This is a genomic window from Chitinimonas koreensis (assembly GCF_014353015.1).
Classification (GTDB): Bacteria; Pseudomonadota; Gammaproteobacteria; order Burkholderiales; family Chitinimonadaceae; genus Chitinimonas; species Chitinimonas koreensis.
This window is the reverse complement of the sequence record NZ_CP060704.1, coordinates 3,863,423-3,890,182: the sequence shown is the minus strand read 5'-3', so window position 1 is coordinate 3,890,182 and position 26,760 is coordinate 3,863,423. Positions and strand designations below refer to the sequence as shown.

Genomic DNA, 26,760 nt, shown 5'->3' with positions numbered 1-26,760 from the left:
GCGCAGCGCATGAACGGACACGGCCCGCGGCGGTTCGCGCGGGCCGTGTCCGTTTGTGGGCGAGCCGCTTCAGCCGGCCGGCCCGGCAAAGCCCAGGCCGGCCAGCGCCGCCCGCGTCGCCGCGATCTCCTCGCGCAGCCAGCCGTGCAGCGCCTCGATCGCCGCCTCGCCCTGGCGCGCGCGCGGGCAGGCCAACCAGTAGGCGTGGCCGCTGTCGATCGGCTCGGCGGGGAAGGGTGCCGCCAGCCGGCCGCCGGCGATGTCGTCGGCGATCAGCAAGGGGTCGGCCATCGCCACGCCCAGGCCGCGGCCGGCCACGTGCAGCGCCATGTCGACCGCCTCGAAGCTGGCGCCGGCTTCGAGCGCCGGGTGGCTGGCGCCGTGGCGCGCCAGCCAGGCGCGCCAGTCGGCATGGTCGGGGCTCAGGTGGATCAGCGCCTCGCTCGCCAGGTCGGCCGGCGTGTGCAGCCGCTCGGCCAGCGCCGGGGTGCATACCGGCACCAGCCGTTCCTCGAACAGCGCGGCGCCGAGCGCCTCGGCCGGCGCCTCGCGCGCATAGACGATGGCGGCGTCGAAATCCTCGCGCTCGAAATGGATGCGGCTGAACTCGGCCGTGCTGAGCCGGATGCCGATGCCAGGATGGCTCAGCTGGAAGCCCGGCAGCCGCGGCATGAACCAGCGCAGCGCCAGCGTCGGCGGCAGCTTGAGCTTGAGGTCGGCCGGCTGGCCGGCCAGCCGGTCCACCGCGCGCTTGAGGCCGTCGAAGGCGGCCTCGACCGCCGGCAGGAAGTCGCGCCCGGCGGCGGTCAGCTCGACGCCGCGCGCCTGCCGCAGCAGGAGCGCGGTGCCGAGGTGGGCCTCGAGCTGGCGGATCTGCCGGCTGATGGCGCTCTGGGTCAGGCACAGCTGGTCGGCAGCGCGGCTCATGCTGCGGGCGCGGGCGACCACCGAGAAGGTGTGCAGGGCATCGAAGGAGGGCAGGCGTTTCATCGCGGGCACCGGCGGGAAATGGACGAGGCAAGCCATGCATTTTTGCATGGCACGCTTGAGCAATGGTCGTTTGTGGCGGTCGCGCTTCGTCTCTAGATTCGGCGTCAGCCACCCGCTGCACGAGTACCTGCCCATGCGTATGCGCATGCCTCGGCGGCGATGGCGACCGACAGGCCGGCGGTCCTCGCCCGACCGGCCGACGATCCCCCGTCCCGGAGCACAGCCATGAAGCCCTTGTCCGCAATCGCCCTGCTCGTCGCCGCCGCCCTGGCCGGCGCGGCGCAGGCCAAGGAATGGAAGACCATCCGCATCGGCCTCGAAGCGGCCTACAAGCCGTTCACCTACAAGACGCCGGACGGCCAACTGGCCGGCTTCGACGTCGACATCGCCCGCGCGCTGTGCGGCCAGCTGGCGGCGCAATGCAGCTTCGTCGAGCAGGACTGGGACGGCATCATCACCGGCCTGAACGCCAACAAGTTCGACGCCATCGTGTCGTCGATGGACATCACCGAGCAGCGCCGCCGGGCGGTCGACTTCACCGACAAGTACTACAAGGTGCCGTCGCGGCTGATCGCCGGCAACGCCGCCGGCCTCGACGGCAGCCCAGGCAGCCTGAAGGGCCGCCGCATCGGCGTGCTGCGCGGCTCGTCCGAGGAGCGCTATGCGCGCGGCGTCTACGCCAAGGCCGGCGCCACCGTCAGCGCCTACGGCTCGCAGAACGACGCCTTCCTCGACCTCAAGGCCGGCCGGCTCGACGCCACCCTGGTCAACACCGTGGTCGGCCAGAACGACTTCCTCAAGCTGGCCGAGGGCCGCGCCTTCCGCTTCGTCGGGCCGCAGGTCGACGACATCGCCTATTTCGGCCCCGGCGCCGGCATCGCCGTCCGCAAGAGCGACCCGGAGCTGCGCGACCGGCTCAACGAGGCGATCCGGGCGATCCGCGCCAACGGCAGCTACCAGGCCATCGCGCGCAAGTATTTCGACTTCGACATCTACGGCAAGTAGCCCCATGCACGGCGCCCGCATCGACATCGACCTCGACCGCATCGAGGCCAATACCCGCCGGCTGGTGGCCGCCTGCGCCGCCGCGGGCGTGGCGGTGGCCGGCGTCGGCAAGGCCTGTTGCGGCGCGCCGGCGGTGGCGCGCGCCATGCTGCGCGGCGGCGTGGCGCAGCTGGCCGATTCGCGGCTGGACAACCTCGAGCGGCTGCGCCGCGGCGGCATCCGCGCGCCGCTGATGCTGCTGCGCGCGCCGGCGCCCGACGAGGCCGAGCGCACCGTGCGGCTGGCCGATCTCAGCCTCAACAGCGAGCCGACCACCATCGCCCGGCTGGCCGCCGCCGCGCGGGCCCAGGGCCGCCGCCACGGCGTGGTGCTGATGGTGGACCTGGGCGACCTGCGCGAGGGCATCCTGCCGGCCGAGGCGCTGCGCCACGCCGAGGCGGTGCTGGCGCTGGACGGCGTCGAGCTGCTCGGGCTCGGCGCCAACCTGGCCTGCATCAGCGGCATCCAGCCGACCATCGACAACCTGGCCGGCCTGGCCGATCTCGCCGCCGAGCTGCGGCGCCGGCTCGGCATCGCGTTGCCCATCGTGTCGGGCGGCAACACCTTCTCGCTGCCGCTCCTGGAGGCGGGCCAGCTGCCGGCCGGCATCAACCACCTGCGGCTCGGCGCCTCGATCCTGCTGGCCGCGCCGCCGACGCCGGCCGGCCTGCACGGCGCGCTCGACCCGCACGCCTTCACGCTCGGCGCGCCGGTGATCGAGGACAAGATCAAGCCGGCGCGGCCCTACGGCCTGGCCGGCGAGGACGCTTTCGGCCGGCGGCCGTCGTTCGACGCGGTCGAGGACCGGCCGGCGCGCCGGCTGATCCTGGCGATCGGCCGCGAGGACGTCGACCCGGCCGGCCTCGCGCCGTGCGATGCGCGGCTGCGGGTGGTCGGCGCCAGCAGCGACCACCTGGTGGTCGACGCCACCGCCGCCGGCGAGGACTACCGGCTCGGCGCCCACGTCGCGTTCACGCCCGACTACGCGGCGCTGCTGGCGGCGATGACCTCGCCCTACGTCGACAAGCGCTACCTGCGCGACTTGCCCGAGCGGCCGACGCTGGCCGGGGTGGCGCTGATCGATGCCGACGACGGCGGCGCCACGGCGATGGATTCGCCGGCCGCTCAATTGCTCGAGCAGGGGCTGGCGCCGGCGCTGGCGGCGATCGGCCTGGCGCTGGCCGATCCCGCTCCCGCCGGGCCCGGCAGGTCGGACTCCGGTCCGGCGGCGCCGCTGATCGAGATCGCCGTCGGACCGGAGTCCGACCTGGCCGCGGCCGGCAACCCGGCCGTGCTGCCGGTGCGGCTGGGCCGGCAGAGCGGGCGCCGGGCCCATGGCCGGCCGGGCGGCGAAGAAGAGGCGCTGCTGCTGTTCGCCGGCCAGGCCGACGGCGTGGTGGCGGGAGACGGCTGGCCGGCCGAGCACACGCTGGCAGTCGGCCTGCGCGACCTGTTCCTGCCGGCCGGCGCGGCGACCGGCGAACTGGTGCTGACGATGGAAGACATCGACCGCCACGGCCTGGCCGATTGCCTGCCGGCCGCCATCGCCCGCGTGCGTGCGGGCCTGCGGCGGCTGCACCTGCACTTCGACCTCGACGTGCTGGCCGGCGCCGGGCTGACCTGCCGCGAGGCCCACCTGGCGATGGAGATCGTGCACGAGTGCGGGCTGCCGGACAGCGTGTCGTTCGGCGGTGTGGGGCCTGGGGCGGAGTCGGCGGCGCTGGTGAACGGCCTGCTGCTGTCGCTGCTGGGGCGCAAGGTGGTGAAGAGCCGGGCAGCCTGCGCTCGGCTTCTCGAGCCCTAGCTTCGGTAGTCGCGTAAGCGTAGCGATATGCCGCACCACTGATTCATCAAACCGCTGACGAGCGCGGCGAGGCTCCCTCTGGACCACCCCACAAAGTCTTCGACTTTGCGGGGCCCCGGTGGCGGCGAGGGCGGGGAGTCGGGATGAATCAGGGGCGTGCCGCAGGTTGGGCCGGAAGCAGGCCCTGAACACCCGGCTTTGCCGGGTGCCGCGCCCATGGCGGCTTCATCACAATGGTCGTTACCTTGTGCTAGGCCGCATACGCAGGGTCAGCCCCTTGAGGAAATTGCGCAGGAACTGGTCGCCGCAGCGGCGGTAGTTCTTGTGGTCGGGCTTGCGGAAGAAGGCGCTGAGCTCGGGCTTGGAGACCTCGAAGCCGGCCTGCGACATGATCTCGAGGATGTCCTCTTCCTTGAGTTCGAAGGCCACGCGCAGTTTCTTCAGCACGGTGTTGTTGTAGACCGGCAGCTCGACCGGCAGCCGCGGCCGGCTGTCGTCGCGGCCGCGGCGGTGGAAGATCAGGCCGTCGAGGAAGTGCGCCAGCACCTCGTCGCTGCAGTCGCGGTAGCCTTCCTCGTCGTCGCGCTTGAGGAAGGCGACGATGTCGGCCTTGCTCGCCTCGTAGCCGGCCAGCCGGATGATGTCGCCGATGCGGGCGTCGCTGATGTCGAGCATGTAGCGCACGCTGCGCAGCACGTCGTTGTTGATCATGGTCCGCTGATTCCTGGATGCGTGAGGGGCGCCATTGTTCCACGGCCGGCGTCCGCGTGCAGGTCCGGCGTGCCGTCCCGGTCGGCGAGCGGGAGTGCTTCGAGCAGCGCCAGGGCCTCGTCGAAGTCGAACGCCTCGATCTTGTCCGCCACCTTGCGCAGCTGGGCCGCCGCCGGGCGGCCGGCGAGCAGCGCTTCCAGCGCTTCGAGCTGGTCCAGCGAGCCGGTATCGCTGGCCGCCAGCAGCGCCTTGAGTTGGTCCCTGCAGCGTTCGATCTGCCGCAGCGGGACGGCGGCCACCGGCGCAGCTTGCTCGACCTGCCCGATCCGGGCGATGCCCTCCAGCACCCTGGCCAGTTCAGCGCAGCCGGCTGCGATCAGCGGTTCCAGCGCGGGGCGATCCAGCCCTTGCTTGCAGGCGGCTTCCAGCTCGGCCGCCGCCGCGGCCAGCGCCAGGGCGCCGATATTGCCCGCCGTGCCGCGCAGGGTGTGCGCGGTGCGGACGGCGGTCGCCCGGTCGTCCGCCGCCAGGGCCGCGGCCAGCGCTTGCGGGAAGCCCTGCTGCGATTCGCGGAACTTGAGCAGCATGCGGCGATAGAGATCGGGCTTGCCGGCGCTGGTCGCCAGGCCGGCGGCCTGGTCGATGCCGGGCAGCGGCGGCAGCGCGGCGCGGCCCGGCTGCGACGCCGCCGGCGCCGCGGCGGGCGCCGCGGCGGGCGGGCGGGGGGCGGCGGGGCGGATCCATTTCGCCATCGTCGCGAACATCGAGGCGACGTGCAGCGGCTTGGGGATGTGGTCGTTCATGCCGCTGGCGAGCGCCTGCTCGCGGTCGCCCGCCATCGCGTTAGCCGTCATCGCGATGACCGGCAACCGGGCGAAGCGCGGCTGCGCCCGGATCTCGCGGGTCGCGGTGTAGCCGTCCATGACCGGCATCTGGCAATCCATCAGCACGCCGTCGTAGGCCGCGTCGCGCGCCAGGATGTCGAGCGCCTCCCGGCCGTTGCCGGCGATGGTGAATTCGATGGCGGCCAGGGTCAGCAGCTCGCTGGCCAGTTCCCGGTTCATCTCGTTGTCCTCGACCAGCAGCAGGCGCGCGCCGGCCAGCCGGGCCATGTCGGCGGCGCTGCGGTCGTCGCGCTCCGCCGAACGCGTCTCGGCCACCTGGCCCTTGCCCAGCGCCTCGCCGATGGCTTCGAGCAGGGTGGAGGGCGTGACCGGCTTGGTCAGCACCGAGGACAGCCGCACCCGCTTGCGGGCCGCTTCCTCCTGGGCCTCGTCGCGGCCGAAGGCGGTGACCATGATGACCGAGGGCACCGCGCCGACCGCGGCGGCATGCATCTGCAGCACGGTTTCCACCCCGTCCATGCCCGGCATCTTCCAGTCCATCAGCACCAGGTCGTAGGGCAGCTGCTTGCGCTCGGCCTCGCTCAGCGATTGCAGGGCGGCCGGGCCGCTGCCGGCCATGTCCACCTCCAGCCCGAAGCTGCGCGCCATGGTCGAGAGGATCTCGCGCGCGCTGGCGTTGTCGTCCACCACCAGCACGCGCAGGCCGAGCAGCTCGTCGGCCTTGAACATGCGGCGCGGCGCGGGATCGCGCTGCAGGCCGAAGCGCGCGTGGAAGTGGAAGGTGGAGCCCTTGCCCAGCTCGCTTTCCACCCAGATGCGGCCGCCCATCAATTCGGCCAGCCGCTTCGAGATGGCCAGGCCCAGCCCGGTGCCGCCGTATTTGCGGGTGGTCGAGCTGTCGGCCTGGCTGAAGGACTGGAACATGCGCTCGCACTGCTCGGGCGTCATGCCGATGCCGGTGTCCCGGACCCGGAAATGCAGCTCCACCGAATCCGGCTCCGCCGATGCCAGCTCGATGCCGACCACGATCTCGCCGTGCTCGGTGAACTTGGCCGCGTTGTTGCCCAGGTTGATCAGGATCTGGCCCAGCCGCAGCGGATCGCCGGTCAGCGCCGTCGGCACGTCCGGGGCCGTGTCGAACAGCAGCTCCAGCCCCTTGTCCTCGGCCTTGAGGCCGACCATGCCGGCGAAGCTGTCCATCACGTCTTCGAGCCGGAAGTCGGTGTGCTCGATCGTCATCTTGCCGGCCTCGATCTTCGAGAAGTCGAGGATGTCGTTGATGATGCCCAGCAGGTTCTCGGCCGAGCGGTGGACTTTCTCGATGTAGTTGCGCTGCTTCTTGTCGAGTTCGGTGCGCAGGGCCAGGTGGCTCATGCCGATGATGGCGTTCATCGGGGTACGGATCTCGTGGCTCATATTGGCCAGGAATTCGCTCTTGGCGCGGGTGGCGTCTTCGGCGATCTCCTTGGCGCGCCGCACTTCTTCTTCCGCGCGCTTGCGCTCGCTGATGTCGCGCACCGAGGCGCACACGCACCGCCCCTGGCCGCCCAGCGCGGGCAGCGATGCCAGCCCGATCTCGACCGAGAAGGTGCTGCCGTCCTTGCGCACGCCCTGCAGGTCCGTCAGGCCGCCGCCCATCTGGCGGGTGCTGCCCTCGGCCATGAAGCTGCCGCGCAATTGCACGTGGCGGGCGCGCACCGCGGCCGGCACCAGCTGTTCGATCGCCAGGCCGGTCAACTCGCCCGGGGCGTAGCCGAACAGGCCGTCGAGCTGGGTGTTGGTCAGCACGATCTTGCCGCGCTCGTCCACCACCAGCATGCCGTCGGGGCGGATTCGACCACGCCGCGGAACCAGACCTCGGTTTCCTTGAGCGCGGCCTGCTGGGCCTCCAGCTCGACCGCCTGCTCCTCCAGGCGCGCCGCCTGGGCCTCCATGGCGTCGGCCTGTTGGCGGGTCTGCGCCAGCAGGCTCTGCACCGCCAGCGAACGGTCGAGGATCTCCATGCTGACGGCCAGGCGCGGCAGCACCTGCTCCAGCAGCGCGCGCGCGGTGCCGTCCGGCGTGTCGAAGCAGGCCAGTTCCAGCACGCCGGCCAGCCGGTCGCCGCTGAGGATGGGCAGGACCAGGATTTCGCCGAGGGCGACCTCGCCGAGCGCGGATCGCAGGCGCCGGCCGTTCTCCCCCTGTTTGATCGACCGCGGCTGCCGGTCGCTGGCGCATTGGCCCAGCAGGCCCGCGCCGGGCTCGATCTCGCCGGCCGGTACGTGATCGGCGCCGATGGCGTAGCTGCCGGCCAGCAGCAGCCGCTGCCGTTCGCCGTCCCAGCGGTAGAGCACGCCCTGGCCGACCTCGAGCAGCGGCGCCAGCGGCCTGAAGAAGCGCGCCGCCAGTTCTTCGGTCGTCTCGGCCTGCTGCAGCTCGGCCTGGATCGCCGCCTCCTGCGCCTTGATCCAGCGCTGGGCCTCGAGCTGGATCGACTCGGTCTGCAGCGCGGCGATGGCGCGCGCCAGGTCGCCGGTCTCGTTCCGGTAGTCGGTATGCGGGATGACCTGCTGGAGCCGGCCGGCGGCCAGCTCCTCGACCGCGTTCCTGACGCGGCCGATGGGGCGGCGGATCGAGCGGCTGATCAGCCAGGCGAAGGCCAGCGCCAGCCCGAGCCCGCCCAGCAGCAGGGCATAGGTCAGGTTGCTGCGGCGGCTGGCGAAGTCCTGGATGGCCTGGGTGGTATCTTCGGCGCCGTATTCCTTGACGGCGGCGATGTCGCCGAGCAGCCGGTCGGCGCCGCGGTCGAGCTCCCGGAAACCGACGCTCTCGACCAGCGACGCGGCCTCGGCCGGCATGCCCTGCCTGGCCAGGTCCAGCGCTTCGGCGACGGTCCGCTGGATCCGGGCGAAGCGTATTTCGAACTGCTCCAGCCGTTTGACGTTCTCCGGCTTGAACAGGGTCGGGCGGGTGAGTTCGAGGGCATGGCGGACCTGTTGCCGGGCCTCGTCCATCTGCTGCAGCGCTTCCTCGCGCTCGCCCTCCGAGCTCGCGCCGACCGCGCGGTGCATCGCCAGCATCATCCGCGAGAAGTGGATGCGTGCTTCCTGGATGCGGGCGATGCCGCCGATGCCCTCCTGCCGCAGCCGCTGCAGGTCGCGGTTCAGGTCGGACTGCGTCTGCAGGCTCTGGATGCCGAGGGCGAGCGACAGCAGCAGCAGCGAGACGAAGCCGACGGCCAGCTTGTGGCGGAGCGGCAGGCGCTCCAGCATCTGCAGGGGTGAACGCATGGGTACGCCGTGTGGTCCGCGAAGGAGAGGGGCCGCCAGGGATGCCGGTTGCGCCGGTCAGGGCGCTTCCGCGATGAACTGCAGCGCCTCGGCCTTCCGGGCGATGTCGTGGTCGGAATCGGCGAACTGCGCCGCGATGGCCTGGAAGCGGTCGAGGCAGCTCATGAAGGCGTCCAGCACGTCGGGTCGAAATGGCTGCCGCGCCCGTTGAGCATGATGCGCACGGCGTCCTCGTGCGACATCCCTTCCTTGTAGACGCGCCGGCTGATCAGCGCGTCGTAGACGTCCGCCACCGCCATCAGCCGCGCCGAGATCGGGATGTCGTCGCCGGCCTTGCCCTCGGGATAGCCCGAGCCGTTCCATTTCTCCTGGTGGCCGTAGGCGATCTCCTTGGCCAGGCGCAGGAAATCCACGTCGGCGCCCAGCTGCTGCTCGGCGTGCGCGATCGCGTCGCGGCCCAGCGTGGTGTGGGTCTTCATGATCTCGAACTCTTCCGGCGTGAAGCGGCCGGGCTTGAGCAGGATGCGGTCGGGGATGCCGATCTTGCCGATGTCGTGCAGCGGCGCCGACTTGTACAGCAGCCCGATGGTCTCGTCGTCGAGGAAGTGGCGGAAGCGCGGGTGGTCGCGCAAATGCTCGGCCAGCACCTTGACGTAGTGCTGGGTGCGGCGGATGTGGTTGCCGGTCTCGTTGTCGCGCGTCTCGGCCAGCGAGGCCATGGCGTGGATGGTCACGTCCTGGATGGCCATGACCTCGCGCGTGCGCCGGGCCACTTCCTGTTCCAGGTAGTCGTTCTTGTCCTTGAGGAAATCGGCCGCGGCCTTGACCTTGAGCTGGGTCTCGACCCGCGCCAGCACCACCGGCGGACAGATCGGCTTGGTGATGTAGTCGGCGGCGCCGAGTTCGAGCCCGCGCGTCTCGTCGGCGGTCGAGGACATGACGGTCAGGAAGATCACCGGGATGTCGCGGGTGGCCGGATCGGCCTTCAGCGTCTGCGCCACCTCGTGGCCGGACATGCCCGGCATCATGATGTCGAGCAGGATCAGGTCCGGCGGCGGATCGGCGCGGGCGATGCGCAAGGCCTTCTCGCCGTTGTTGGCCGCCTTGACCACGTAGCGGCCGTGCTCCTTCAGGAGATTGGCCATCAGCAACAGGTTGTCCGGCGTATCGTCGACGACCAGGATGGTCGGCTTGCGGGTGAAGTCCAGCGAGAGTTCCATGGCATCCTCCGGTGCGGCCGCGGTCGGCGCCGCCGATCCTGCGCGCCTTGCTCGGCTCAGATTAGCTCATCGACCGGCCCGCCGCGGCCGGCGGGCGGCTCAGTGCGGCGCCCGGCGGTTCACCGCCATCCAGTAGATCCCGGTCTGCTTGGCCACGCTGGTGATGCCCTCGAAATCGACCGGCTTGACCACGTAGCTGTTCGCGCCGAGGTCATAGCTCTTCATGATGTCGCATTCCTCCTGCGACGAGGTCATCACCACCACCGGGATGCGCCGGGTCTGCTCGTCGGCCTTCAGCGCCGCCAGCACCTCGGTGCCGCTCACGTGCGGCATCTTCAGGTCCAGCAGCACCAGGCCCGGCAGCGGGTCCTGCAGGCCGGCGTAGGCGCCGCGGCGGAACACGTAGTCCAGCGCCTCGTCGCCGTCCTTGACCCAGACGATGGTGTTGGAAAGATTGTCGCTGCGCAGTCCGTACATGGTCAGCTCGGCGTCGACCGGGTTGTCCTCCACCAGGAGGATGCGTATCTGCTCAAACTCTTCCATGGCTGGACTCCTTCGGAAGCGTGAAATAGAAGGTGGCGCCCTGGTCCGGCGCGCCGTCGGCCCAGACCTGGCCGCCGTGGCGCGTGATGATGCGGTGGACCAGCGCCAGGCCCACCCCGGTGCCGGGGAATTCGCTGCCGGCGTGCAGGCGCTGGAACACGCCGAACAGCTTGGCCTTGTAGGTGGCGTCGAAGCCGGCGCCGTTGTCGCGCACGTAGTAGGTGTACTTCTCGTCGTCGGCGATCGCGCCGACCTCGATCACCGGCTGCTCGCGCTTGCTGCTGAACTTGATCGCGTTGGACAGCAGGTTGACCCAGACCTGGCCCAGCAGCGCATGGTCGCCCTGCGCCGGCGGCAGGGCGCCGAGCTGGAACTGGATCGGCGTATCGGGCTGCGGCCCGCGCAGCTGCTCGTAGGTCTGGCGCGCCAGCGTGCGCATGTCGACCTCCTTGAACTGCATCGCCTGGCGGCCCAGCCGCGAGAAGGCCAACAGGTCGTTGATCAGCTGGCCCATGCGGGCCGCCTCGCTGACGATGATGCCGAACAGCCGGCGGCTCTCCTCGTCCATCTTGTCGCCCAGCCGCTTCTCCAGCATGTGCGAGAAGCCGGCCACCGCGCGCACCGGCGCGCGCAGGTCGTGCGACACCGAATAGCTGAAGCTCTCCAGGTCGCGGTTGGCCTCCTCGAGCTGGCCGGTGCGCTCGGTCACCCGCTGCTCCAGCTCGGCGTTCAGCGTGCGCACCTCGGCCTCGGCGTGGCGGCGGTCGTCGATGTCGGTGATGGTGCCGAGCCACTCGTTGACGCGGTCGCCGTCCTGGGTGAACGGCACGGCGCGCAGGCTGACGTAGCGGTAGCGCGCCGAGGCGGCGTGCCACAGCCGCGCCTCGAGCTCGAACGAATCGGGCTGGGCCAGCGCCTGCGCCCAGGCGCGGTCGAGCGCGGCCTGGTCCTCCGGGTGGAAGGCCTGGCGCCAGCCCAGGCCGTGGTGATCGTCCTGGTTCTGGCCGGTGTAGTCCGACCACGAGGCCTGCTCGCCGGCGAAACAGCCGATCGCGTCGCAGTTCCACACCACCGACGACATCGCCGACACCAGGAGGCGGTTGCGCCGCTCGCTGTCCTGCAGCGCCTTCTGCACCTCGCGCCGCTCGGCGATCTCGTGCTCGAGCGCATGGCGCGCGGTCTCGAGCGCCTCGGTGCGGCGGCCGATCTCGGCCAGCATGTCGTTGAAGGCGTCGACCAGGTAGCCGATCTCGTCGTCGCTGTTCTTCGCGGCGCGCAGGCTGAAGTCGCGCTGCTGCACCACCTGGCGCGCCACCGCGCTGACCGACAGGATCGGCCGCGCCACGTAGGACTGCAGCCGCAGCGCCACCGCCAGCGCGACCAGCAGGCTGGCCAGCATCACGCCGGCCAGGATGCCGAGGTAGTCGCGCAGGCGCTGGCTCAGGTCGTAGCGTGCGCGCAGGTAGACGGTACCGAGGATCTCGTCGCGGTTCACCACCCGGCGGTACAGCGACAGGCTCTGCGGCCCTTGCTGGAAGCCGTCGAGCGAGGGCAGCGCCGGGAAGGCCTGGGCGCCGGTGGCGCTCGGGTACTGGGCGAACAGCTTGCCGCGCGCGGTGTACAGCGCGGCCGCCTGGATCGCCGGCTTGGCCTTGAGCAGGGCCAGGTTCTGCTGCGCCACGCGGGCGTCGTCGAATTCCAGCGCGGCGGCGCTGGCCTGGCCGAGGATGTCGGCCTGGGTGATCAGTTCGCTTTCCAGCTCGCGGCGGTATTCGCGCACGTCGTTGTAGATCAGCGCCGCGCCGGCCACCGCCAGCGCGGCGAAGGTGGTCGCCAGCACCGTCAGCACCAGCTTGAAGCGGATCGAGCGGATACCGAAGTTCGACATCAAGGCCCCTCGGTCCTGACCTGCTGGGCCACCGCCAGGAGGCGCGCGCTCAGCTTGAGTCCGCCGCGGTCGGCCGGCCACAGCGCGATCTCGAAGCGCACGTAGCGGTCGACCTGGACGAAATTGATGATGCTGCCCTGGCCCAATGCGCCCTCGCTCTCGGTCACCGTGAGCATCGGCAGGGCCTGCGCCGGCGCCAGCAGCTGCTTGAGCCGGGCCGCTTCGGCGCGGCCGACGAACAGCATGTGCAAGCCGGTCAGCGGGTCGCCGGCCTTGAGCCGGCGCAGCTCCAGCGGATGACCGTTGATGGTGCGACCGGGCAGCAGGCGGCCCAGTTCCGCGGCCAGCTCGTCGGCCGCCATCACCCCGATGGCGATCGGCATGTCGCCCTGCGGCAGCGCGCTGGCGGGCCATTCGACATAGCCGGCGAACTTGTACAGGTAGGCCGCCTTCAGCTGGTACTCGTTGTTGGCCTCGGCGGCGCCGGCGGCCGGCAGCGCCAGGAGGCAGAGCAGCGCGGCGAAGCCGCCCACGAGGCGCAGCAGCAGGCGCGGGACGAGGGCGGCGGCGCGCATCAGAATCTCACCGCCAGGCCGGCGGTCACGCTGCGGGCGATCTCGCCGCGGCTGGCCGGGTGCCGAACTCGGGATGGCCCGGGTCGAACAGGTTCTGCGCGGTCAGCGACAGTTCCCAGCGCGGATCGGGCCGCCAGCCCAGGCGCAGGTCGACCGCGGTATAAGCCGGCACCGCCGGGCTCGGCAGCGCGCCGACGCGGCGCAGCATCAGGTCGAACTCGGTATTGGCGTCGAAATTGCGCGAGACGCGGGCGGTCCACTGCAGCCGCGGGTCGTTGCCCTGTTTGAGCGGGCTGCCACCGTCGTCGTGGCGGAAGCGCTGGTGCAGCGTGACCAGGCCCAGCGCCAGCCGCCAGTCGGCGTCGAGCTGGTAGTTGGCCCAGGCTTCCAGGCCGTAGCTGCGGCCGCTGATGCGGTTGGCGAACACGTAGCGGCCGGGGGCGACCTGCTCGGCGCTGCGCAGCTTGCCGTAGTCGCTGTAGAACAGCGTGAGCGAGCCGCTGAGGTCGTCGGCGAAGGTGGCGCGGCCGCCGAGCTCCAGCGTGTTGGCGATCTCGGACTCGAAATCCGGCCCGCCGGCCAGCAGGTAGGGCGGCTGGGCCGGGACGTAGAAATCGCGGTCGATGCGCGACGGCGCCCGCGCCGCGCGCGCCAGCGAGCCCCACAGCAGCAGGTGTTCCTCGGGCTGCCAGGCCAGCCGTGCGCTGGGCAGCCAGTCGATGCCGCTGTAGCCGTTGTATTCGGCCTTGCCGCCGAGCGTGAGGCGCCAGGCCTCGTCCAGCGGCAGCTCGCCCTGCAGGTAGAGATTGGCCGAGCGCAGCGTGGCCCGCTCGGGCAGGAAGGCGCCTGCCGCGCCGTGCTCGACCCGGTCGCGCGCCTGGCGCATGCCGCCGCCGACGGTCAGCATGCCGCCGTCCCACATCGGCCGGTTGTACTGGCCGTCGAGGTCGGCGGTATCGAGCTTCTCGCTGAAGTTGCCCGAGTAGTCGCGCGAGGTGTGGTCGAGATAGGCGCGCAGCCGCAGGCTGGCGCCGGCGTCGAAGGCCCAGCGCCAGCGCGCCAGCAGGTTGGCGCCGCCGATGTCCAGCCCGTCGGACTGCGGCTGGCCGAGCGTGCCGGCGTAGGCGTCGCCTTGCAGCGTGACGCCGGACCGGGTCGTGCCCCAGTCGGCCCGGAAGCCGGCCTGGCTGCGGCGCCAGCCGTCGGACTGGCCGCTGCCGTCGGCGCGCTCGCCGGCGTCGCGGTCGATCCGCTTGGCGTACAGCCGGTAGCTGCCGCCCTGCCCGAATGCCGCGCCATGGCGGGCGGAGAAGCGGCGTTCGGTATTGCCGGCCGCGAACTGGACGAAGTCGCCGAGGGTGGACTCGGTGCGGCGGGTGATCACGTTGATCACGCCGTTGACCGCGTTGGCGCCCCACAGCGTCGAACCGGTGCCGCTGATCACCTCGATGCGGTCGATGTCCTCGAACACCACGTCCTGCGCATCCCAGAACACCCCGGCGTAGAGCGGGGTGTAGACCGCGCGGCCGTCGATCAGCACCAGGAGCTTGTTGGCGGTGGTGGCATTGAAGCCGCGCGAGCTGATCGCGTACTGGCTGGCGCCGCTGCGGGCGACCTGCAGATTGGGCGCCAGCCGCAGCGCCTCGGGCAGGCTGGCCACGCCGGCGCGGCGCAGGTCCTGGTTGGTGATCACATAGATCGAGGCCGGCGTCTCGGCCAGCCGCTGCTGGCGCTTGGAGACCGAGGCGATGGTGATGTTGGCCAGTTGCTCGAGCGAGAGGTCGGCCAGCTCGGCCGCGGGTACGGCCGCGGGCACGGCCGGCGCCAGGCCGGCGGCGACGGCGAGCGCGCAGGACAGGTTCGCGGCACGGCGGAGGGGGCGGGGAAGGAGCGTTCGAGCCGCCGTCGGCGACGGCGTGTCCACGGTAAATCCTCCTGGTGACGGGATCGATCACCGGTTCTTGGTGGCCGCGGCGCTGCAAGGAGCCTCGGCGCTTGGTCAAACCTTCTATAGCCGCTGCGCCGGAGCGCCGCAAGCGCGCCGTTCAGGCCGCCGGGCGCCGCTGCAGCGTGGCCCAGCCGCTGGCCGCCACGATCAGGCCGGCGCCGCACCAGGCCGCCGGGCTCAGCCGCTCGCCCAGCCACAGGAAGGCGAACAGCGCGCCGAACAAGGGTTCGCTGCCCATCAGGAGCGCGACGCGGCTCGGCGCGCAGTGGCGCAGCGCCCAGTTCTGGGCGAAGAAGGCGAACACGGTACAGCCCAGCACCAGGTAGACGGCGGCCAGCCAGAAGCCGGGCGCCGCCGGCAGCGGCGGCAGGCCCCATCCGGCGGAGCCGGGGCGCGTGAGGGCGGCCAGGGTCAGGCAGCCCAGGCCCACCACGCCGGACTGCACCGCGGTCAGCGCCAGCGCCGGCGCCTGCCGCCCCTGCAGCCAGCGGGCGGTCAGGCAGACCGTGACCGCGCGCAGCGCCGCCGCCGCCAGCATCAGCGCGTCGCCCAGGCCGAAGCGCGCTTCCAGCCCGCCGGCCAGCAGCGCCGCGCCGAGCAGCGAGACGGCGGCGAAGCCGAACGCCGTCGCGTCGGGCCGGCGCCGCAGCAGCCACCATTCGGCGAACGGCGTGAACACCACGCACAGGCTGATCAGGAAGGCGGCGTTGGCGGCCTGGGTCAGCGCCACGCCGAAGGTCTCGCACAGGAAGATCGCCAGCAGCAGCGCGCCGAGCGGCAGGCCGGCCGCCGCCGCATCGCGCCGCTCGCGCCGGCTGGCCGCCAGCAGCGCGGGCAGCAGCAGCGCGAAGGTGAGTACGAAGCGCACGGCCAGGAAGCCGAGCACCGGGTAGTGGGCCAGCGCGCCCTTGGCGACGCCGTAGCTGGTGCCCCAGACCAGGGCGACCAGCAGCAGCAGGGCGTCGGACAGGCGCAGCAGCGCGGCGGGGGCGGGCAGGCGGAGGGTGGTCATGGCGGATTCCGATACTGATGAGGAGGAGGGGATTATCGATTGCGCCCGATAAGGCGATAATCCGTGCATCCGGAACGAGACTTGTGCGCCATGGGAACGAACGAGCAATGGGACAGCCTGCCCGACATGGCCGCCTTCGCCTGCGTGGTCGAGGCCGGCAGCTTCTCGGCCGCCGCGCGCCGGCTCGGCATCACGCCGTCGGCGGTCAGCCGCCAGGTGGCGCGGCTCGAGACGCGGCTGCAGGTGCGGCTGCTCGAGCGCACCACCCGCAAGCTGCGGCTGACCGAGGCCGGCGCGATCGCCCATGCGCGCTGCCAGGACCTGCTGGCCGCCGCGCGCGAGGTGCTGGCGCTCGGCGACGCCGACGGCGCGCTGCCGCGCGGCCTGCTGCGGGTCAGCCTGCCCAAGGCCTTCGCCCGCCAGGTGGTGCACCCGCTGGTGCCCGCCTTCCTGCGCGCCCATCCTGCGGTCGACCTGCAACTGGTGGTGACCGACCGCACGGTCGACCTGTACCAGGAGGCCATCGACCTCGCCATCCGCATCACCGACGCGCCGCCGCCGGGCCTGGCCGGCCGGCCGCTGATGCCGGTCCGCCACCTGGCCTGCGCCAGTCCGCAGTACCTGGCCGAACACGGCCGGCCGGCGCATCCGCGCGAACTGGCGGCGCACAGCTGCCTCTACCTCGGTGAGGACGAGCGCGACCGGCGCTGGCGCTTCCGCCGCGGCGGCGAGGAGGTGGCGGTCAAGGTCCGCGGCCGCTACGTGGCCAACCACAGCGAGATCCGGCTCGAAGGCGCGCTGGCCCATCTTGGCATCGCCAGCCTGCCGGAGTTCGCCGCGCGCCGGGCGCTGGCCGCCGGCGAGCTGGAGGTGGTGCTGGAGGAGTGGGAACACCTGACCGGCTACGCCGGCACCGCCTGGCTGCTCTACCCGCCGAACCGCCTGCCGCCGGCCAAGCTGCGCGCCTTCATCGACTACCTGGTGGCGGCGCTGGCGCGGGGCGCGGGCTGAATGCTGCACTGCAACACTTGACCGATCGAGCAGGCTCGTAGATAAATGCGCTTCCGATCAACGCCCCAGCCATAGAGGAGACCCCGCCGATGCACTACCCCGTTTCTCCCGCCAACACGCGCTGACCCCGATTCCGCCTGCGGCGCTTGGGTCCATCGCCCCTTGCGCCGGCCGCTCCGAAGAGCCCCGGCCACCACCGGGGCTTTTTCATGTCCCGCCCAACCGCATGAACGCGGGCGGGGCGGCAGGAATCAAGACCATATGCCTATCCTCAAGACCCTCGCCGGCGACCGCGTACCGGTGAAAATCTGGACCGACGACATCGAACCCGATGCCATCCGTCAACTGAAGAACGTCGCCGCGCTGCCCATCGTGCGCGGCCACGTCGCCGCCATGCCCGACGTGCACCTGGGCATCGGCGCGACCGTCGGCGCGGTGATCCCGACCCGCGACGCCATCATCCCGGCCGCGGTCGGCGTCGACATCGGCTGCGGCATGAACGCGGTGCGCACCTCGCTCGCCGCGGCCGACCTGCCCGACACGCTGGCCCGCCTGCGTTCGGCGATCGAGGCCGCCGTGCCGGCCGGTTTCGAGCAGCACGCCTGGGACAAGGTGCGCGGCTCGGCCCACCAGCGCGCCGCGCGGCCGCTCGACGACCGGCTCGACCGCATCGTCGGCAAGCACCCGGGCCTGATGAAGATGCAGCGCCAGTTCGCCCAGACCTGGATCTGCCAGCTCGGCACCCTGGGCGGCGGCAACCACTTCATCGAGCTGTGCCTGGACGAGGCGCAGCGCGTCTGGGTCATGCTGCACTCGGGCAGCCGCGGTACCGGCAACGTGATCGGCCGCTACTTCATCGAGGCGGCCAGGAAGGACATGCAGCGCCACAAGCTCAACCTGCCCGACCGCGACCTGGCCTATTTCGGCGCTGGCTCGGCGCTGTTCGACGACTATGTCGAAGCGGTCGACTGGGCCCAGGACTACGCCATGACCAACCGGCGCGAGATGATGCGGCGGGTGGTCGACGCGATCCGGCCGCACCTGCCGGCCTTCACGCTCGACGACGAGGCGATCAACTGCCATCACAACTACGTGGCGAGCGAGATCCACTTCGGCGAGAAGCTGTTCATCACCCGCAAGGGCGCGATCGCGGCGCACGCCGGCCAGCTCGGCATCATCCCCGGCTCGATGGGCGCCAAGAGCTTCATCGTGCGCGGCCTGGGCAATCCGCAGTCGTTCTGCTCCTGCTCGCACGGCGCCGGCCGCCGCATGAGCCGCAGCGAGGCCAAGCGGCGCTTCGACCGCTTCGACCTGGCCGCCCAGACCGAAGGGGTGGAATGCCGCAAGGACGGCGGCGTGGTCGACGAGATCCCGGCCGCCTACAAGGACATCGACACGGTGATGGCCAACCAGGCCGACCTGGTCGAAGTGGTGCACACGCTCAAGCAGGTGCTGTGCGTGAAGGGCTGAACGCGGCCGCGCGTTCGGTGTCCGATACTCAGGAGAAAGCCATGAAGATCAAGATCAAATTGCCGAAGCCGAGAAACCCCGTCGCGCTGGCCGCGCGCCAGCGCAATGCCGGGGTGCACGACAAGGACGAAAAGACGCGGCGGCGCGACGCGAAACAGGCCCTGAAACGGGCGATCAAGCTGGGGCGGGATGATTTCCCGCCTTTTTTATTGCCCGTCGCATGGGCTTGATCTTGCTCAAGGTGGAGCCTTTTATTCCATTCGGGCGATTGCAAATACCTGAATGTGTGGAGGAAAGTTCTAATGTTTTGCTAGAATCGCGGTCTGCCTAATAACAGCCATTCTCATCTTCGCCCATGTCCACGATCGCCACCGAACGCGTCCTCAGCGTCCATCACTGGAACGACACCCTGTTCAGCTTCACCACCACGCGTGATCCGGCGCTGCGCTTCGAGAACGGCCACTTCGTGATGATCGGCCTGCAGGTGAACGAGCGGCCGCTGATGCGCGCCTATTCGATCGCCAGCGCCAACTACGAGGAACACCTTGAGTTCTTCAGCATCAAGGTGCCCAACGGCCCGCTGACCAGCCGGCTGCAGCACCTCAAGGTCGGCGACGAGCTGCTGGTCAGCCGCAAGCCGACCGGCACGCTGGTGATCCACGACCTCAAGCCCGGCAAGAACCTGTTCCTGTTCGGCACCGGCACCGGCCTCGCGCCGTTCATGTCGATCATCAAGGATCCGGACACCTACGAGCATTTCGAGAAGGTGATCCTGTTCCACGGCGTGCGCTTCGTGAACGAGCTGGCCTATGCCGACTACATCCAGCACGAGCTGCCCAAGAACGAATTCTTCGGCGAGGTGATCCGCGACAAGCTGATCTACTACCCGAGCGTGACGCGCGAGGAATTCCGCAACCAGGGCCGGCTGACCGACCTGATCGAGAACGGCAAGCTGTGCGAGGACCTGGGCCTGCCGCCGCTGAACCCGGAGACCGACCGCGCCATGCTGTGCGGCAGCCCGAGCATGCTGAAGGACACCGCCGCGCTGCTGGATGCGCGCGGCTTCAAGGTCTCGCCGCGCATCGGCGAGCCGGGCGACTACGTGATCGAGCGCGCCTTCGTCGAGAAGTGATCGCTGCGATTCGAGCATGCGAACGGCCCGCCATTCGGCGGGCCGTTCGCTTTGCATGATGGAATTGACGAGGGCGCGTTTGCCGCCCCGATTCGCAGGCCGGTTGCGCACTCGTAGGTCGGGCTTTATGCCCGAAAGCACCGGTGGTCGAGGGCGCTGCCGGACTGAAGTCCGATCTACGGCAGCAAGAATCGGCAATGGTGGCGGCCGGTAGGTCGGGTTCTATACCCGACCGCGTCGCCGGCCGAGGTCGCTGTCGGGTGTAGAACCCGACCTACGAGGCAAACCGGGCGGCTGTCGGCGCGCGGCCTTACAGCTCGCCGGTCTCGACCAGCTCGCGGATCCAGCGGATGCCGTCGACGTCGGTGTCGCGGTAGGCCGCCTTCACGTAGTCGGCGAAATAGGCGTCGCCGGCCGCGCTGTCCGGCGTGCCGACGCCGTCGGGCAGCGCGGTGCGGTAGGAGAAGCGCACGAACAGGTCGCCCGGGTTCGGCTCCTCGATGGTCATGGTGAAGCTGCCGCCCTGGTGCTGTTCGCTCGGCGCGGTATCGAAGTGGATGCTGCGGCCCGGCTCGAGGCTGATGCGGTCGACCACCCGCAGCTTGCCCAGCAGCATCTCGCGCTCGATCAGTTGCGCGCTGCGCACCGCCAGTGCGACGTGCTCGACGCCGACCAGGAATTCGCCCGGCTGTTCGACCCGGCGCATCAGGCCGCGCCACAGCTGGTCGCGGCTGATCGGGGCCAGCAGCGGGTTGGTGGGATCGTTGATCTGGACCAGGTGTTCGAAATGCACGGTACGGGGCATCCAAAGGGTTTCGGTCGGCCGATTATAGGCGTGCGGCTATAGTGTGAAGCAGTCCGACCGAGGAGACTGCGATGCGCTATTGCTTGGCCCTGTGCCTCTTGGCCTGCTGCCTGGCCGCCACGGCGCGGCCGCTGATCTACCTGCGCCACCAGGCCCAGGCCGGCGACCCGCATTACGCCTATATGCAGGCGGTGCTCGACCTGGCCATCCGCGAGAGCGGCACCGACTACCAGCCGCGGCCGAGCGAGATGGTGATGGTGCAGAGCCGCGCGCTCGACGAGATGCGGCGCAACTCGGGCATCGTCGACCTGGTCTGGACCATGACCAGCGTCGAGCGCGAGCGTGAACTGCTGCCGGTGCGCATCCCGCTCGACCGCGGCCTGCTCGGCTGGCGCGTCGGCCTGGTGCGGCGCGCGCGCATCGGCCTGTTCGGCGCGGTGCACGGCCTGGCCGATCTCAAGGCCTTCGAGGCCGGCCAGATGCACGACTGGCCCGATACCGCGATCCTGCGCGACAACGGCCTCAAGGTGGCGACCACCGACCAGTACGAAAGCCTGTTCCGAATGCTGGCGGCCGACCGCTTCGACTATTTCCCGCGCTCGCTGATCGAGGTGAAGGACGAGTGGTCGAATCACCGCGACCTCGATCTGGCGATCGAGCCCTCGGTGCTGATCCGCTATCCGACCGCGATGTATTTCTTCGTCAGCCGCCAGCGGCCGGAACTGGCGCAGGCGCTGCAGACCGGGCTCGAGCGCGCGGTGAAGAAGGGCAGCCTGCAGGCGCTGTTCCGCCAGGCCTACAGCGGCACGCTGAAGGAACTCGACGTGGCCGGCCGGCGGGTGATCGAGCTGCGCAACCCGCTGCTGCCGGCCGCCACGCCGCTGAACCGGGCCGAGCTGTGGTACCGGCCGGGCGAGCAGTGATCGGCACGATCCACCTAGGAATAGAACGGTAGTTGCAGGAGCGGCTTCAGCCGCGCATGGCCGAGGCAGGCACCCGGCCTGTGGCGGATACCCGGCGATTCGCGGCTGAAGCCGTTCCTGTGGAGAAATCCTTGTAGGTCGGGCTTTATGCCCGACAGCGGCTTGGAAATAGAGCGGTAGTTGTAGGAGCGGCTTCAGCCGCGAATGGCCGAGGCGGGCGCCCGGCCGGTGGCGGATACTCGGCGATTCGCGGCTGAAGCCGCTCCTACGGAGAAATCCTGGCAGGTCGGGCTTTATGCCCGACAGCGGCTTGGAAATAGAGCGGTAGTTGTAGGAGCGGCTTCAGCCGCGCATGGCCGAGGCGGGCGCCCGGCCGGTGGCGGATACTTGGCGATTCGCGGCTGAAGCCGCTCCTACGGAGAAATCCTGGCAGGTCGGGCTTTATGCCCGACAGCGACCTCGATCGGCAGCACTGTCGGGCATAAAGCCCGACCTACCAGGCGTGTCGCCGATCGATCGACGGGGATGACATCCGACATGGCCATCCAGGCCGCCGCCTAAGCAGCCGCCAGCCGCTGCCGCCGCCCCACCCAGAAATTCTCCAGCGTATACAGCACCAGCGCCGACCAGATCAGCGCGAAGCCGATCAGCTTGGCCTGGCTGAACGGCTCGTGCCACAGGAACACGCCGAGGCCCATCTGCAGCGTCGGGCCGATGTACTGCAGCAGGCCCAGCAGCGTCATCGGGATGCGCCGCGCGCCGGCGGCGAACAGCAGCAGCGGGATCGCGGTGATCGGGCCGGCGGCGATCAGCAGCCAGTGGGTATGGGCGTCGCCGTTGACGAAGGCGCTCTGGCCCTGGGACGTCAGCCAGCCCAGCCAGGCCAGCGCGAACGGCGTCAGCAGCAGGGTCTCGATCGACAGGCCCTCGAGCGCGCCGAGCGGCGCGGTCTTGCGCAGGAAGCCGTAGGTGCCGAAGCTGGCCGCCAGCAACAGGCCGATCCACGGCAGCTGGCCGGCCTGCACGGTGAGCCACAGCACGCCGAGCGCGGCCACGCTGATGGCGGCCCATTGCGCCGGCCGCAGCCGCTCGTGCAGCAGCACGTAGCCGAACATCACGTTGACCAGCGGATTGATGAAGTAGCCCAGGCTGGCGTCGACCACCCGGCCGGCGTTGACCGCCCAGATATAGATGAACCAGTTGACCGACAGCACCGCGGCGCTTGCCAGGAAGCGGCCCATCACGCGGCGGTCGGACAGCGCCGGCTTGAGCCAGGCCCAGTGCTTCTTCACCGCCAGGATCACGGCGAGGAAGACCAGCGACCAGATCATGCGGTGCAGCAGGATCTCCATCGCCGGCACGTGCTTGAGCGCGCGCAGGTAGAGCGGGAGCAGGCCCCAGATGAAATAGGCGGCGGACGCGAACAGGATGCCGGTGCGCATGGGGATTCCGGGGAGCGAGGGAAGAGGCCGCATCATCGCCGATCGCCCCGGCCGCCGCACGATACAGCGCAGCCCGCCGGGTATGGATTGTATCGGCGCGGCGACCCGGCCAGTCGGGCGCCCGGCGTCGCGGCCGTCCGGCAACTCGGCGGGCGCGCTACGCTCCAACCGTCTCCTTCACCTGCCCTCGATCCCAGCCATGTCCGCCCTGTTCCAGCCGCTCGCCCTGCGCGACGTCACCCTGCCCAACCGCATCGCCGTCTCGCCGATGTGCCAGTACGCCGCCCACGACGGCCTGGCCAACGACTGGCACCTGGTCCACCTCGGCAGTCGTGCGGTCGGCGGCGCCGGCCTGGTGATCTTCGAGGCCTCGGCAGTGCTGGCCGAAGGCCGCATCAGCCCGCAGGACCTCGGCATCTGGTCCGACGCCCATGTCGCGCCGCTGGCGCGCGTCACCGCCTTTATCCGCTCGCAGGGCGCGGTGGCCGGCATCCAGCTGGCCCATGCCGGCCGCAAGGCCAGCACCCGGCGGCCGTGGTCGGGCAGCGGCGAAGTGCCGCCGGCCGAAGGCGGCTGGCCGGTCGTGGCGCCGTCGGCCATCGCCTTCGCCGATCACTACCCGCAGCCGGCCGCGCTCGACGGCGCCGCGCTGGCCGCCATCCCGCAGGCCTTCGCCGACGCCGCCCGGCGCGCGCTGGCGGCCGGCTTCGAGCTGGTCGAACTGCACGCGGCGCACGGCTACCTGCTGCACCAGTTCCTGTCGCCGCTGAGCAACCGCCGCAACGACGGCTACGGCGGCAGCTTCGACCACCGCATCCGGCTGCTGCTGGAGACGGTGGAGGCGGTGCGCGGCGTCTGGCCGGCCCATCTGCCGCTGCTGGTACGGCTGTCGGCCACCGACTGGGTCGACGGCGGCTGGAGCGTGGACGAGACGGTGGCGCTGGCGCGCAGGCTCGGGCCGCTCGGCGTCGACCTGGTCGACGTCTCCTCGGGCGGCAGCGCCGCGCAGGCGGCCATCCCGCTGGCGCCGGGCTACCAGGTCGGCTTCGCCGAGCGGGTGCGCGCCGAGGCCGGCATCGCCACCGCCGCGGTCGGGCTGATCACCGAGGCGCGCCAGGCCGAGGCCATCGTCGCCGGCGGCCGGGCCGACTTGGTGCTGCTGGGCCGCGAACTGCTGCGCGATCCGTACTGGCCGCTGCACGCGGCGGCCGAGCTCGGCGTGGCGGCCGGCTGGCCGGCGCAATACCTGCGCGCGGCGCCGCACGGCAGCCTGCAGCGCGATACCGCCGACTACGCGCTGGGCGAGGCGGGGCAGGGCGGCTGAGCCGGGGCCCTGCTCAGCGGCCCGCCGCGGCGGGCCTGGGCCGCACGAAGCGCTGTTCGGTCAGCGCCAGCCCCCATTGCGTGCCGGGCCGCGCTTCGGTCAGCTCGAAGCCGGCCGCCTCGTACAGGTGGCGGGCGGCGTCGAGCCCGGCGAAGGTATCGAGCCAGGTCTGCGCGCAGCCGATGCGGTCGCAGTGCGCCAGCGCCTCGGCCAGCAGGCGGCGGCCCCAGCCCTGGCCGCGCAGCGCGTCGTCGACGATGAACCAGCGCAGGTGGGCGCCGTCCGGATCCTCGGCGTCGATCGCCAGCGAGCCGGCCAGGTGGCCGCCCTGCCACAGCGTCCACAGCCGGTTGCCCGGCCGCTCCAGCCGCGGCAGGAATTCGGCCAGCCCGGCCGCCACCCGGCTCTCGAACACCCGTCCCAGCCCGATGGTGCGCGCGTAGTAGCGCATGTGCAGCGCCACGATCCGGCCCAGGCAGCCGGGCCGGTAGCCGTCGATCAGCTCGGTCGCGGCGGCCGGCGCCGACTCGCGGGCGTCGGCCAGCGCCGCGGCGTAGCCGGCCAGGCCGCGCTCGATCTCCTGCCGCTGCGGCTCGGCCAGCTTGGCCAGCGCGCCCTCGACCCGGCGGCGGGCGAAGGCATGGATGCGCGCCAGCCGGCCGTGGCCGGCCTCGGTCAGGCTCAGCGGCCGCTGGCGGCCGTCGGCCTCGCTGGTGCCGCTGGCGATCAGGCCGAGTTCGGCCAGCCGCGTCACCAGCCGGCTGATCGAGGACTTGTCGAGCATCAGCCGCTCGGCCAGCACCGAGGCGGGCAGCGGTTCGCCGCCGTCGAGTTCGATCAGGGCATGGACCTGCGAGGCCGACAGGCCCGATTCGGCCAGCTCGTCGTGCATGAAGCCGAGCTCGCGCACCAGCCGGCGCGAGGCGTGGCGGATCTGTTCGACCTGTTCCGGGGCGGGCGTGGGCATGGCGGTTTTCCTTGAGCGGTGGCGGGGGCTCGAACCGGCGTTCGAGCGGGGGAAGCAATGGTTGTATATTGCAACCATTTGGTTGCGCTAATCAACCATATCAGGATGTCCCCTATCGCTGCGGCCAGCGAGACCGGCTATAACGGAGCATTCCTCAGGAGTCCGCCATGACCGCTCCCCGCCAGTCCCACGTGCTCGTCGGCCGCGACAGCGGCGTCTACCGCATGCATTACCGCGAATGGGGCGACCCGGCCAATCCGCGCGTGCTGGTCTGCGCCCACGGCCTGACCCGTAACGGACGCGATTTCGAGCGGCTGGCCGAAGCGCTGGCGGGCGACTTCCGGGTGGTGGCGCCCGACGTGGTCGGCCGCGGCGAGAGCGACTGGCTGCGCGATCCGCTGGGCTACCAGCTGCCGCTCTACGTGCAGGACATGCTGGTGCTGATCGCCCGGCTCGACGTGCCGCGGGTGGCCTGGCTCGGCACCTCGATGGGCGGACTGATCGGCATGCTGCTGGCTGCCCTGCCGGGCACCCCGGTCGAGCGGCTGGTGCTCAACGACGTCGGCCCGCTGCTGTCGGCGGCCGCGCTGGCGCGCATCGGCGAATACGTCGGCAAGGCGCCGCCGCTGCCGACGCGGGCGGCGGCCGAGGCCTACATCCGCGCGGTCTCGGCGCCGTTCGGCCCCCACGACGACGCGCAGTGGGCCTTCCTGACCGAGGTGATGCTCAAGCCCGACGGCGCCGGCGGCTGGCGGCTCAACTACGACCCGGGCATCGCGGTGCCCTTCCGCCAGGGCGTCGACGGCAAGGACGTCGACCTGTGGCCCTTCTACGACCGCATCGCCTGCCCGGTGCTGCTGACCCGCGGCGCGCAGTCCGACCTGCTCGGTGCCGAGACCGCCTGCGCCATGAGCGAGCGCGGCCCGCGCGCCCGCTGGGTCGATTTCGACGGCGTCGGCCATGCGCCGACCTTCCTGCAGCCCGACCAGATCGCGGTGGCGGCCGAATTCCTGCGGGCCTGACCATGCGCCCCGCGCTCGCCGCCCTGCTGGCCTGGCTGGCCTGGCTGGCCGCCGGCAGCATGGCGGCGGCGGCTGCCGACGCGGCCCGGCCGGACAAGCTGGTGTTCGCGCTGCGCCCCTTGCCGCCCTATATGGAGGTGACGCCAGGCGGCTTCGGCGGCGCCCATGTCGAGATCCTGCAGCGGCTGGCCGATCGGCTGCGGGTACGGCTCGACATCGTCGAATGCCCGCTGGTGCGCTGCCTGCGCATGCTGCAGGAGGGCTCGGCCGACGTGACCATGGGGCTGGCGATGACGCCCGAGCGCGTGGCGTCGATTGTGCTGCTGGAACCACCCTACGCGGCCGCCTCTCCAACCTATTTCTACCAGCGCGTCGGCGACCGCCGGCCGCTGCGCGGCTACGACGACCTGGTCGGCCGCCGCATCGGCGTGGTGCGCGGCGTGCGCTATTTCGACGAATTCGACGGCGACGCGCGGCTGGACAAGCAGGAGGCGCCCGACGTGGAGACCAATTTCCGCAAGCTGGCCGCCGGCCGGCTCGACGTGGTGCCGGTCGGCGCCAACGTGGCGGCCGCCATCGTCGGCGACCCGCGCTTCGCCGGCCGGGTGCGGCCGGCCGAGTGGGTGCGGCCCAATCCGGTCATGCGCCGGATGGCGCTCGGCCTCGGTTCGCCCTGGCTCGAGCGGCGGGCCGAACTCGACGCCGCGCTGGCGGCGATGGTGGACGCAGGCGAAACCCGCGCTATCCTTGACCGTTACGAATCCGCCCACGCCGCGGCCTGCCGCAAGGCCAGGCGCTGCTGACTGCCGCCG

At 71.1% G+C, this 26,760-nt stretch carries 23 protein-coding genes; 10 read left to right on the top strand and 13 right to left on the bottom strand.

All coding sequences use genetic code 11. The features are described 5' to 3' along the window. Positions 1 to 69: 69 nt before the first annotated feature. Complete coding sequence (locus H9L41_RS16205) at positions 70 to 990, bottom strand: LysR substrate-binding domain-containing protein (protein WP_051318678.1); 921 nt, start codon at positions 988 to 990, stop codon at positions 70 to 72. A gap of 225 nt (positions 991 to 1,215) precedes the next feature. Here H9L41_RS16205 and aotJ point away from each other — a divergent pair, with 225 nt between their 5' ends. Both aotJ and H9L41_RS16195 read left to right on the top strand, forming a co-directional pair. Beyond that, the gene (aotJ, locus tag H9L41_RS16200) at positions 1,216 to 1,995 is read left to right on the top strand and encodes an L-arginine-binding protein AotJ (RefSeq protein WP_028444693.1); all 780 of its coding nucleotides are present in this window, start codon (positions 1,216 to 1,218) and stop codon (positions 1,993 to 1,995) included. 4 nt (positions 1,996 to 1,999) lie between these two features. Further along, positions 2,000 to 3,838, top strand: a complete 1,839-nt coding sequence (locus H9L41_RS16195; protein WP_028444692.1) for an alanine racemase — start codon at positions 2,000 to 2,002, stop codon at positions 3,836 to 3,838. 240 nt (positions 3,839 to 4,078) lie between these two features. On the opposite strand, the gene H9L41_RS16190 is transcribed toward H9L41_RS16195, so the two are convergent. The 9 genes from H9L41_RS16190 to H9L41_RS16155 all read right to left on the bottom strand — a co-directional run bounded on the left by H9L41_RS16190 (position 4,079) and on the right by H9L41_RS16155 (position 15,852). Then, positions 4,079 to 4,549, bottom strand: a complete 471-nt coding sequence (locus H9L41_RS16190) for a YehS family protein (RefSeq protein ID WP_028444691.1) — start codon at positions 4,547 to 4,549, stop codon at positions 4,079 to 4,081. Further along, the gene (locus H9L41_RS25050; RefSeq protein ID WP_265583817.1) at positions 4,546 to 7,212 is read right to left on the bottom strand and encodes a PAS domain-containing hybrid sensor histidine kinase/response regulator; all 2,667 of its coding nucleotides are present in this window, start codon (positions 7,210 to 7,212) and stop codon (positions 4,546 to 4,548) included. The genes H9L41_RS16190 and H9L41_RS25050 overlap by 4 nt, the downstream gene beginning before the upstream one ends. Next, the gene (locus H9L41_RS25045; protein ID WP_265583816.1) at positions 7,176 to 8,666 is read right to left on the bottom strand and encodes an MCP four helix bundle domain-containing protein; all 1,491 of its coding nucleotides are present in this window, start codon (positions 8,664 to 8,666) and stop codon (positions 7,176 to 7,178) included. The genes H9L41_RS25050 and H9L41_RS25045 overlap by 37 nt, the downstream gene beginning before the upstream one ends. A 161-nt stretch (positions 8,667 to 8,827) precedes the next feature. Beyond that, entirely contained in the window at positions 8,828 to 9,886 is a 1,059-nt protein-coding gene (locus tag H9L41_RS16180) for a response regulator (RefSeq protein WP_308419525.1), read from the bottom strand. Between the two features lie 99 nt (positions 9,887 to 9,985). Then, a complete protein-coding gene (locus H9L41_RS16175; RefSeq protein WP_028444689.1) occupies positions 9,986 to 10,429 on the bottom strand; it encodes a response regulator in 444 nt (147 codons plus the stop codon). After that, on the bottom strand, positions 10,416 to 12,317 hold the full coding sequence (locus H9L41_RS16170; protein WP_051318677.1) for a sensor histidine kinase, YfiR-like protein-associated: 1,902 nt from the start codon (positions 12,315 to 12,317) through the stop codon (positions 10,416 to 10,418). Before H9L41_RS16170 ends, H9L41_RS16175 begins: the two co-directional genes overlap by 14 nt. Continuing rightward, the gene (locus H9L41_RS16165) at positions 12,317 to 12,892 is read right to left on the bottom strand and encodes a TOL_0243 family YfiR-like periplasmic protein (protein WP_051318676.1); all 576 of its coding nucleotides are present in this window, start codon (positions 12,890 to 12,892) and stop codon (positions 12,317 to 12,319) included. The genes H9L41_RS16170 and H9L41_RS16165 overlap by 1 nt, the downstream gene beginning before the upstream one ends. Before the next feature lie 25 nt (positions 12,893 to 12,917). Next, positions 12,918 to 14,708 (bottom strand): TOL_0244 family TonB-dependent receptor, encoded by a 1,791-nt coding sequence (locus H9L41_RS16160; RefSeq protein WP_187523477.1) that lies wholly within the window; start codon positions 14,706 to 14,708, stop codon positions 12,918 to 12,920. Between the two features lie 229 nt (positions 14,709 to 14,937). Further along, the gene (locus H9L41_RS16155; RefSeq protein WP_051318674.1) at positions 14,938 to 15,852 is read right to left on the bottom strand and encodes a DMT family transporter; all 915 of its coding nucleotides are present in this window, start codon (positions 15,850 to 15,852) and stop codon (positions 14,938 to 14,940) included. 90 nt (positions 15,853 to 15,942) lie between these two features. Here H9L41_RS16155 and H9L41_RS16150 point away from each other — a divergent pair, with 90 nt between their 5' ends. From H9L41_RS16150 to H9L41_RS16135, 4 genes are all read left to right on the top strand, one after another. Next, positions 15,943 to 16,863 carry a LysR family transcriptional regulator gene (locus H9L41_RS16150; RefSeq protein WP_028444686.1) on the top strand — a complete coding sequence of 307 codons (921 nt, stop codon included), beginning with the start codon at positions 15,943 to 15,945 and terminating at the stop codon, positions 16,861 to 16,863. Between the two features lie 261 nt (positions 16,864 to 17,124). Further along, positions 17,125 to 18,333 carry an RtcB family protein gene (locus H9L41_RS16145; protein ID WP_028444685.1) on the top strand — a complete coding sequence of 403 codons (1,209 nt, stop codon included), beginning with the start codon at positions 17,125 to 17,127 and terminating at the stop codon, positions 18,331 to 18,333. Positions 18,334 to 18,374: 41 nt separating this feature from the next. Then, positions 18,375 to 18,563 (top strand): hypothetical protein, encoded by a 189-nt coding sequence (locus tag H9L41_RS16140; RefSeq protein WP_034605890.1) that lies wholly within the window; start codon positions 18,375 to 18,377, stop codon positions 18,561 to 18,563. Positions 18,564 to 18,688: 125 nt separating this feature from the next. Then, entirely contained in the window at positions 18,689 to 19,465 is a 777-nt protein-coding gene (locus H9L41_RS16135; protein ID WP_028444684.1) for a ferredoxin--NADP reductase, read from the top strand. Positions 19,466 to 19,775: 310 nt separating this feature from the next. On the opposite strand, the gene H9L41_RS16130 is transcribed toward H9L41_RS16135, so the two are convergent. After that, the gene (locus H9L41_RS16130; RefSeq protein WP_051318673.1) at positions 19,776 to 20,270 is read right to left on the bottom strand and encodes an SRPBCC family protein; all 495 of its coding nucleotides are present in this window, start codon (positions 20,268 to 20,270) and stop codon (positions 19,776 to 19,778) included. Between the two features lie 71 nt (positions 20,271 to 20,341). On the opposite strand from H9L41_RS16130, the gene H9L41_RS16125 reads away from it, so the two are divergent. After that, positions 20,342 to 21,193, top strand: coding sequence for a transporter substrate-binding domain-containing protein (locus tag H9L41_RS16125; protein ID WP_034605889.1), 852 nt, complete (start codon positions 20,342 to 20,344; stop codon positions 21,191 to 21,193). A 557-nt stretch (positions 21,194 to 21,750) separates the two neighbouring features. Here H9L41_RS16125 and rarD read toward each other — a convergent pair. Continuing rightward, entirely contained in the window at positions 21,751 to 22,635 is an 885-nt protein-coding gene (gene rarD / locus H9L41_RS16120) for an EamA family transporter RarD (protein WP_028444682.1), read from the bottom strand. Between the two features lie 199 nt (positions 22,636 to 22,834). Here rarD and H9L41_RS16115 point away from each other — a divergent pair, with 199 nt between their 5' ends. Next, a complete protein-coding gene (locus tag H9L41_RS16115) occupies positions 22,835 to 23,959 on the top strand; it encodes an NADH:flavin oxidoreductase/NADH oxidase (protein WP_051318672.1) in 1,125 nt (374 codons plus the stop codon). 13 nt (positions 23,960 to 23,972) lie between these two features. On the opposite strand, the gene H9L41_RS16110 is transcribed toward H9L41_RS16115, so the two are convergent. Continuing rightward, positions 23,973 to 24,926 carry a bifunctional helix-turn-helix transcriptional regulator/GNAT family N-acetyltransferase gene (locus tag H9L41_RS16110; RefSeq protein WP_028444681.1) on the bottom strand — a complete coding sequence of 318 codons (954 nt, stop codon included), beginning with the start codon at positions 24,924 to 24,926 and terminating at the stop codon, positions 23,973 to 23,975. A gap of 167 nt (positions 24,927 to 25,093) precedes the next feature. Between H9L41_RS16110 and H9L41_RS16105 the strand changes: the two genes are divergently transcribed. Beyond that, a complete protein-coding gene (locus H9L41_RS16105) occupies positions 25,094 to 25,948 on the top strand; it encodes an alpha/beta fold hydrolase (protein ID WP_034605888.1) in 855 nt (284 codons plus the stop codon). A gap of 2 nt (positions 25,949 to 25,950) precedes the next feature. Further along, the gene (locus tag H9L41_RS16100) at positions 25,951 to 26,751 is read left to right on the top strand and encodes a substrate-binding periplasmic protein (protein ID WP_051318671.1); all 801 of its coding nucleotides are present in this window, start codon (positions 25,951 to 25,953) and stop codon (positions 26,749 to 26,751) included. The last annotated feature ends 9 nt before the right edge of the window (positions 26,752 to 26,760 follow it).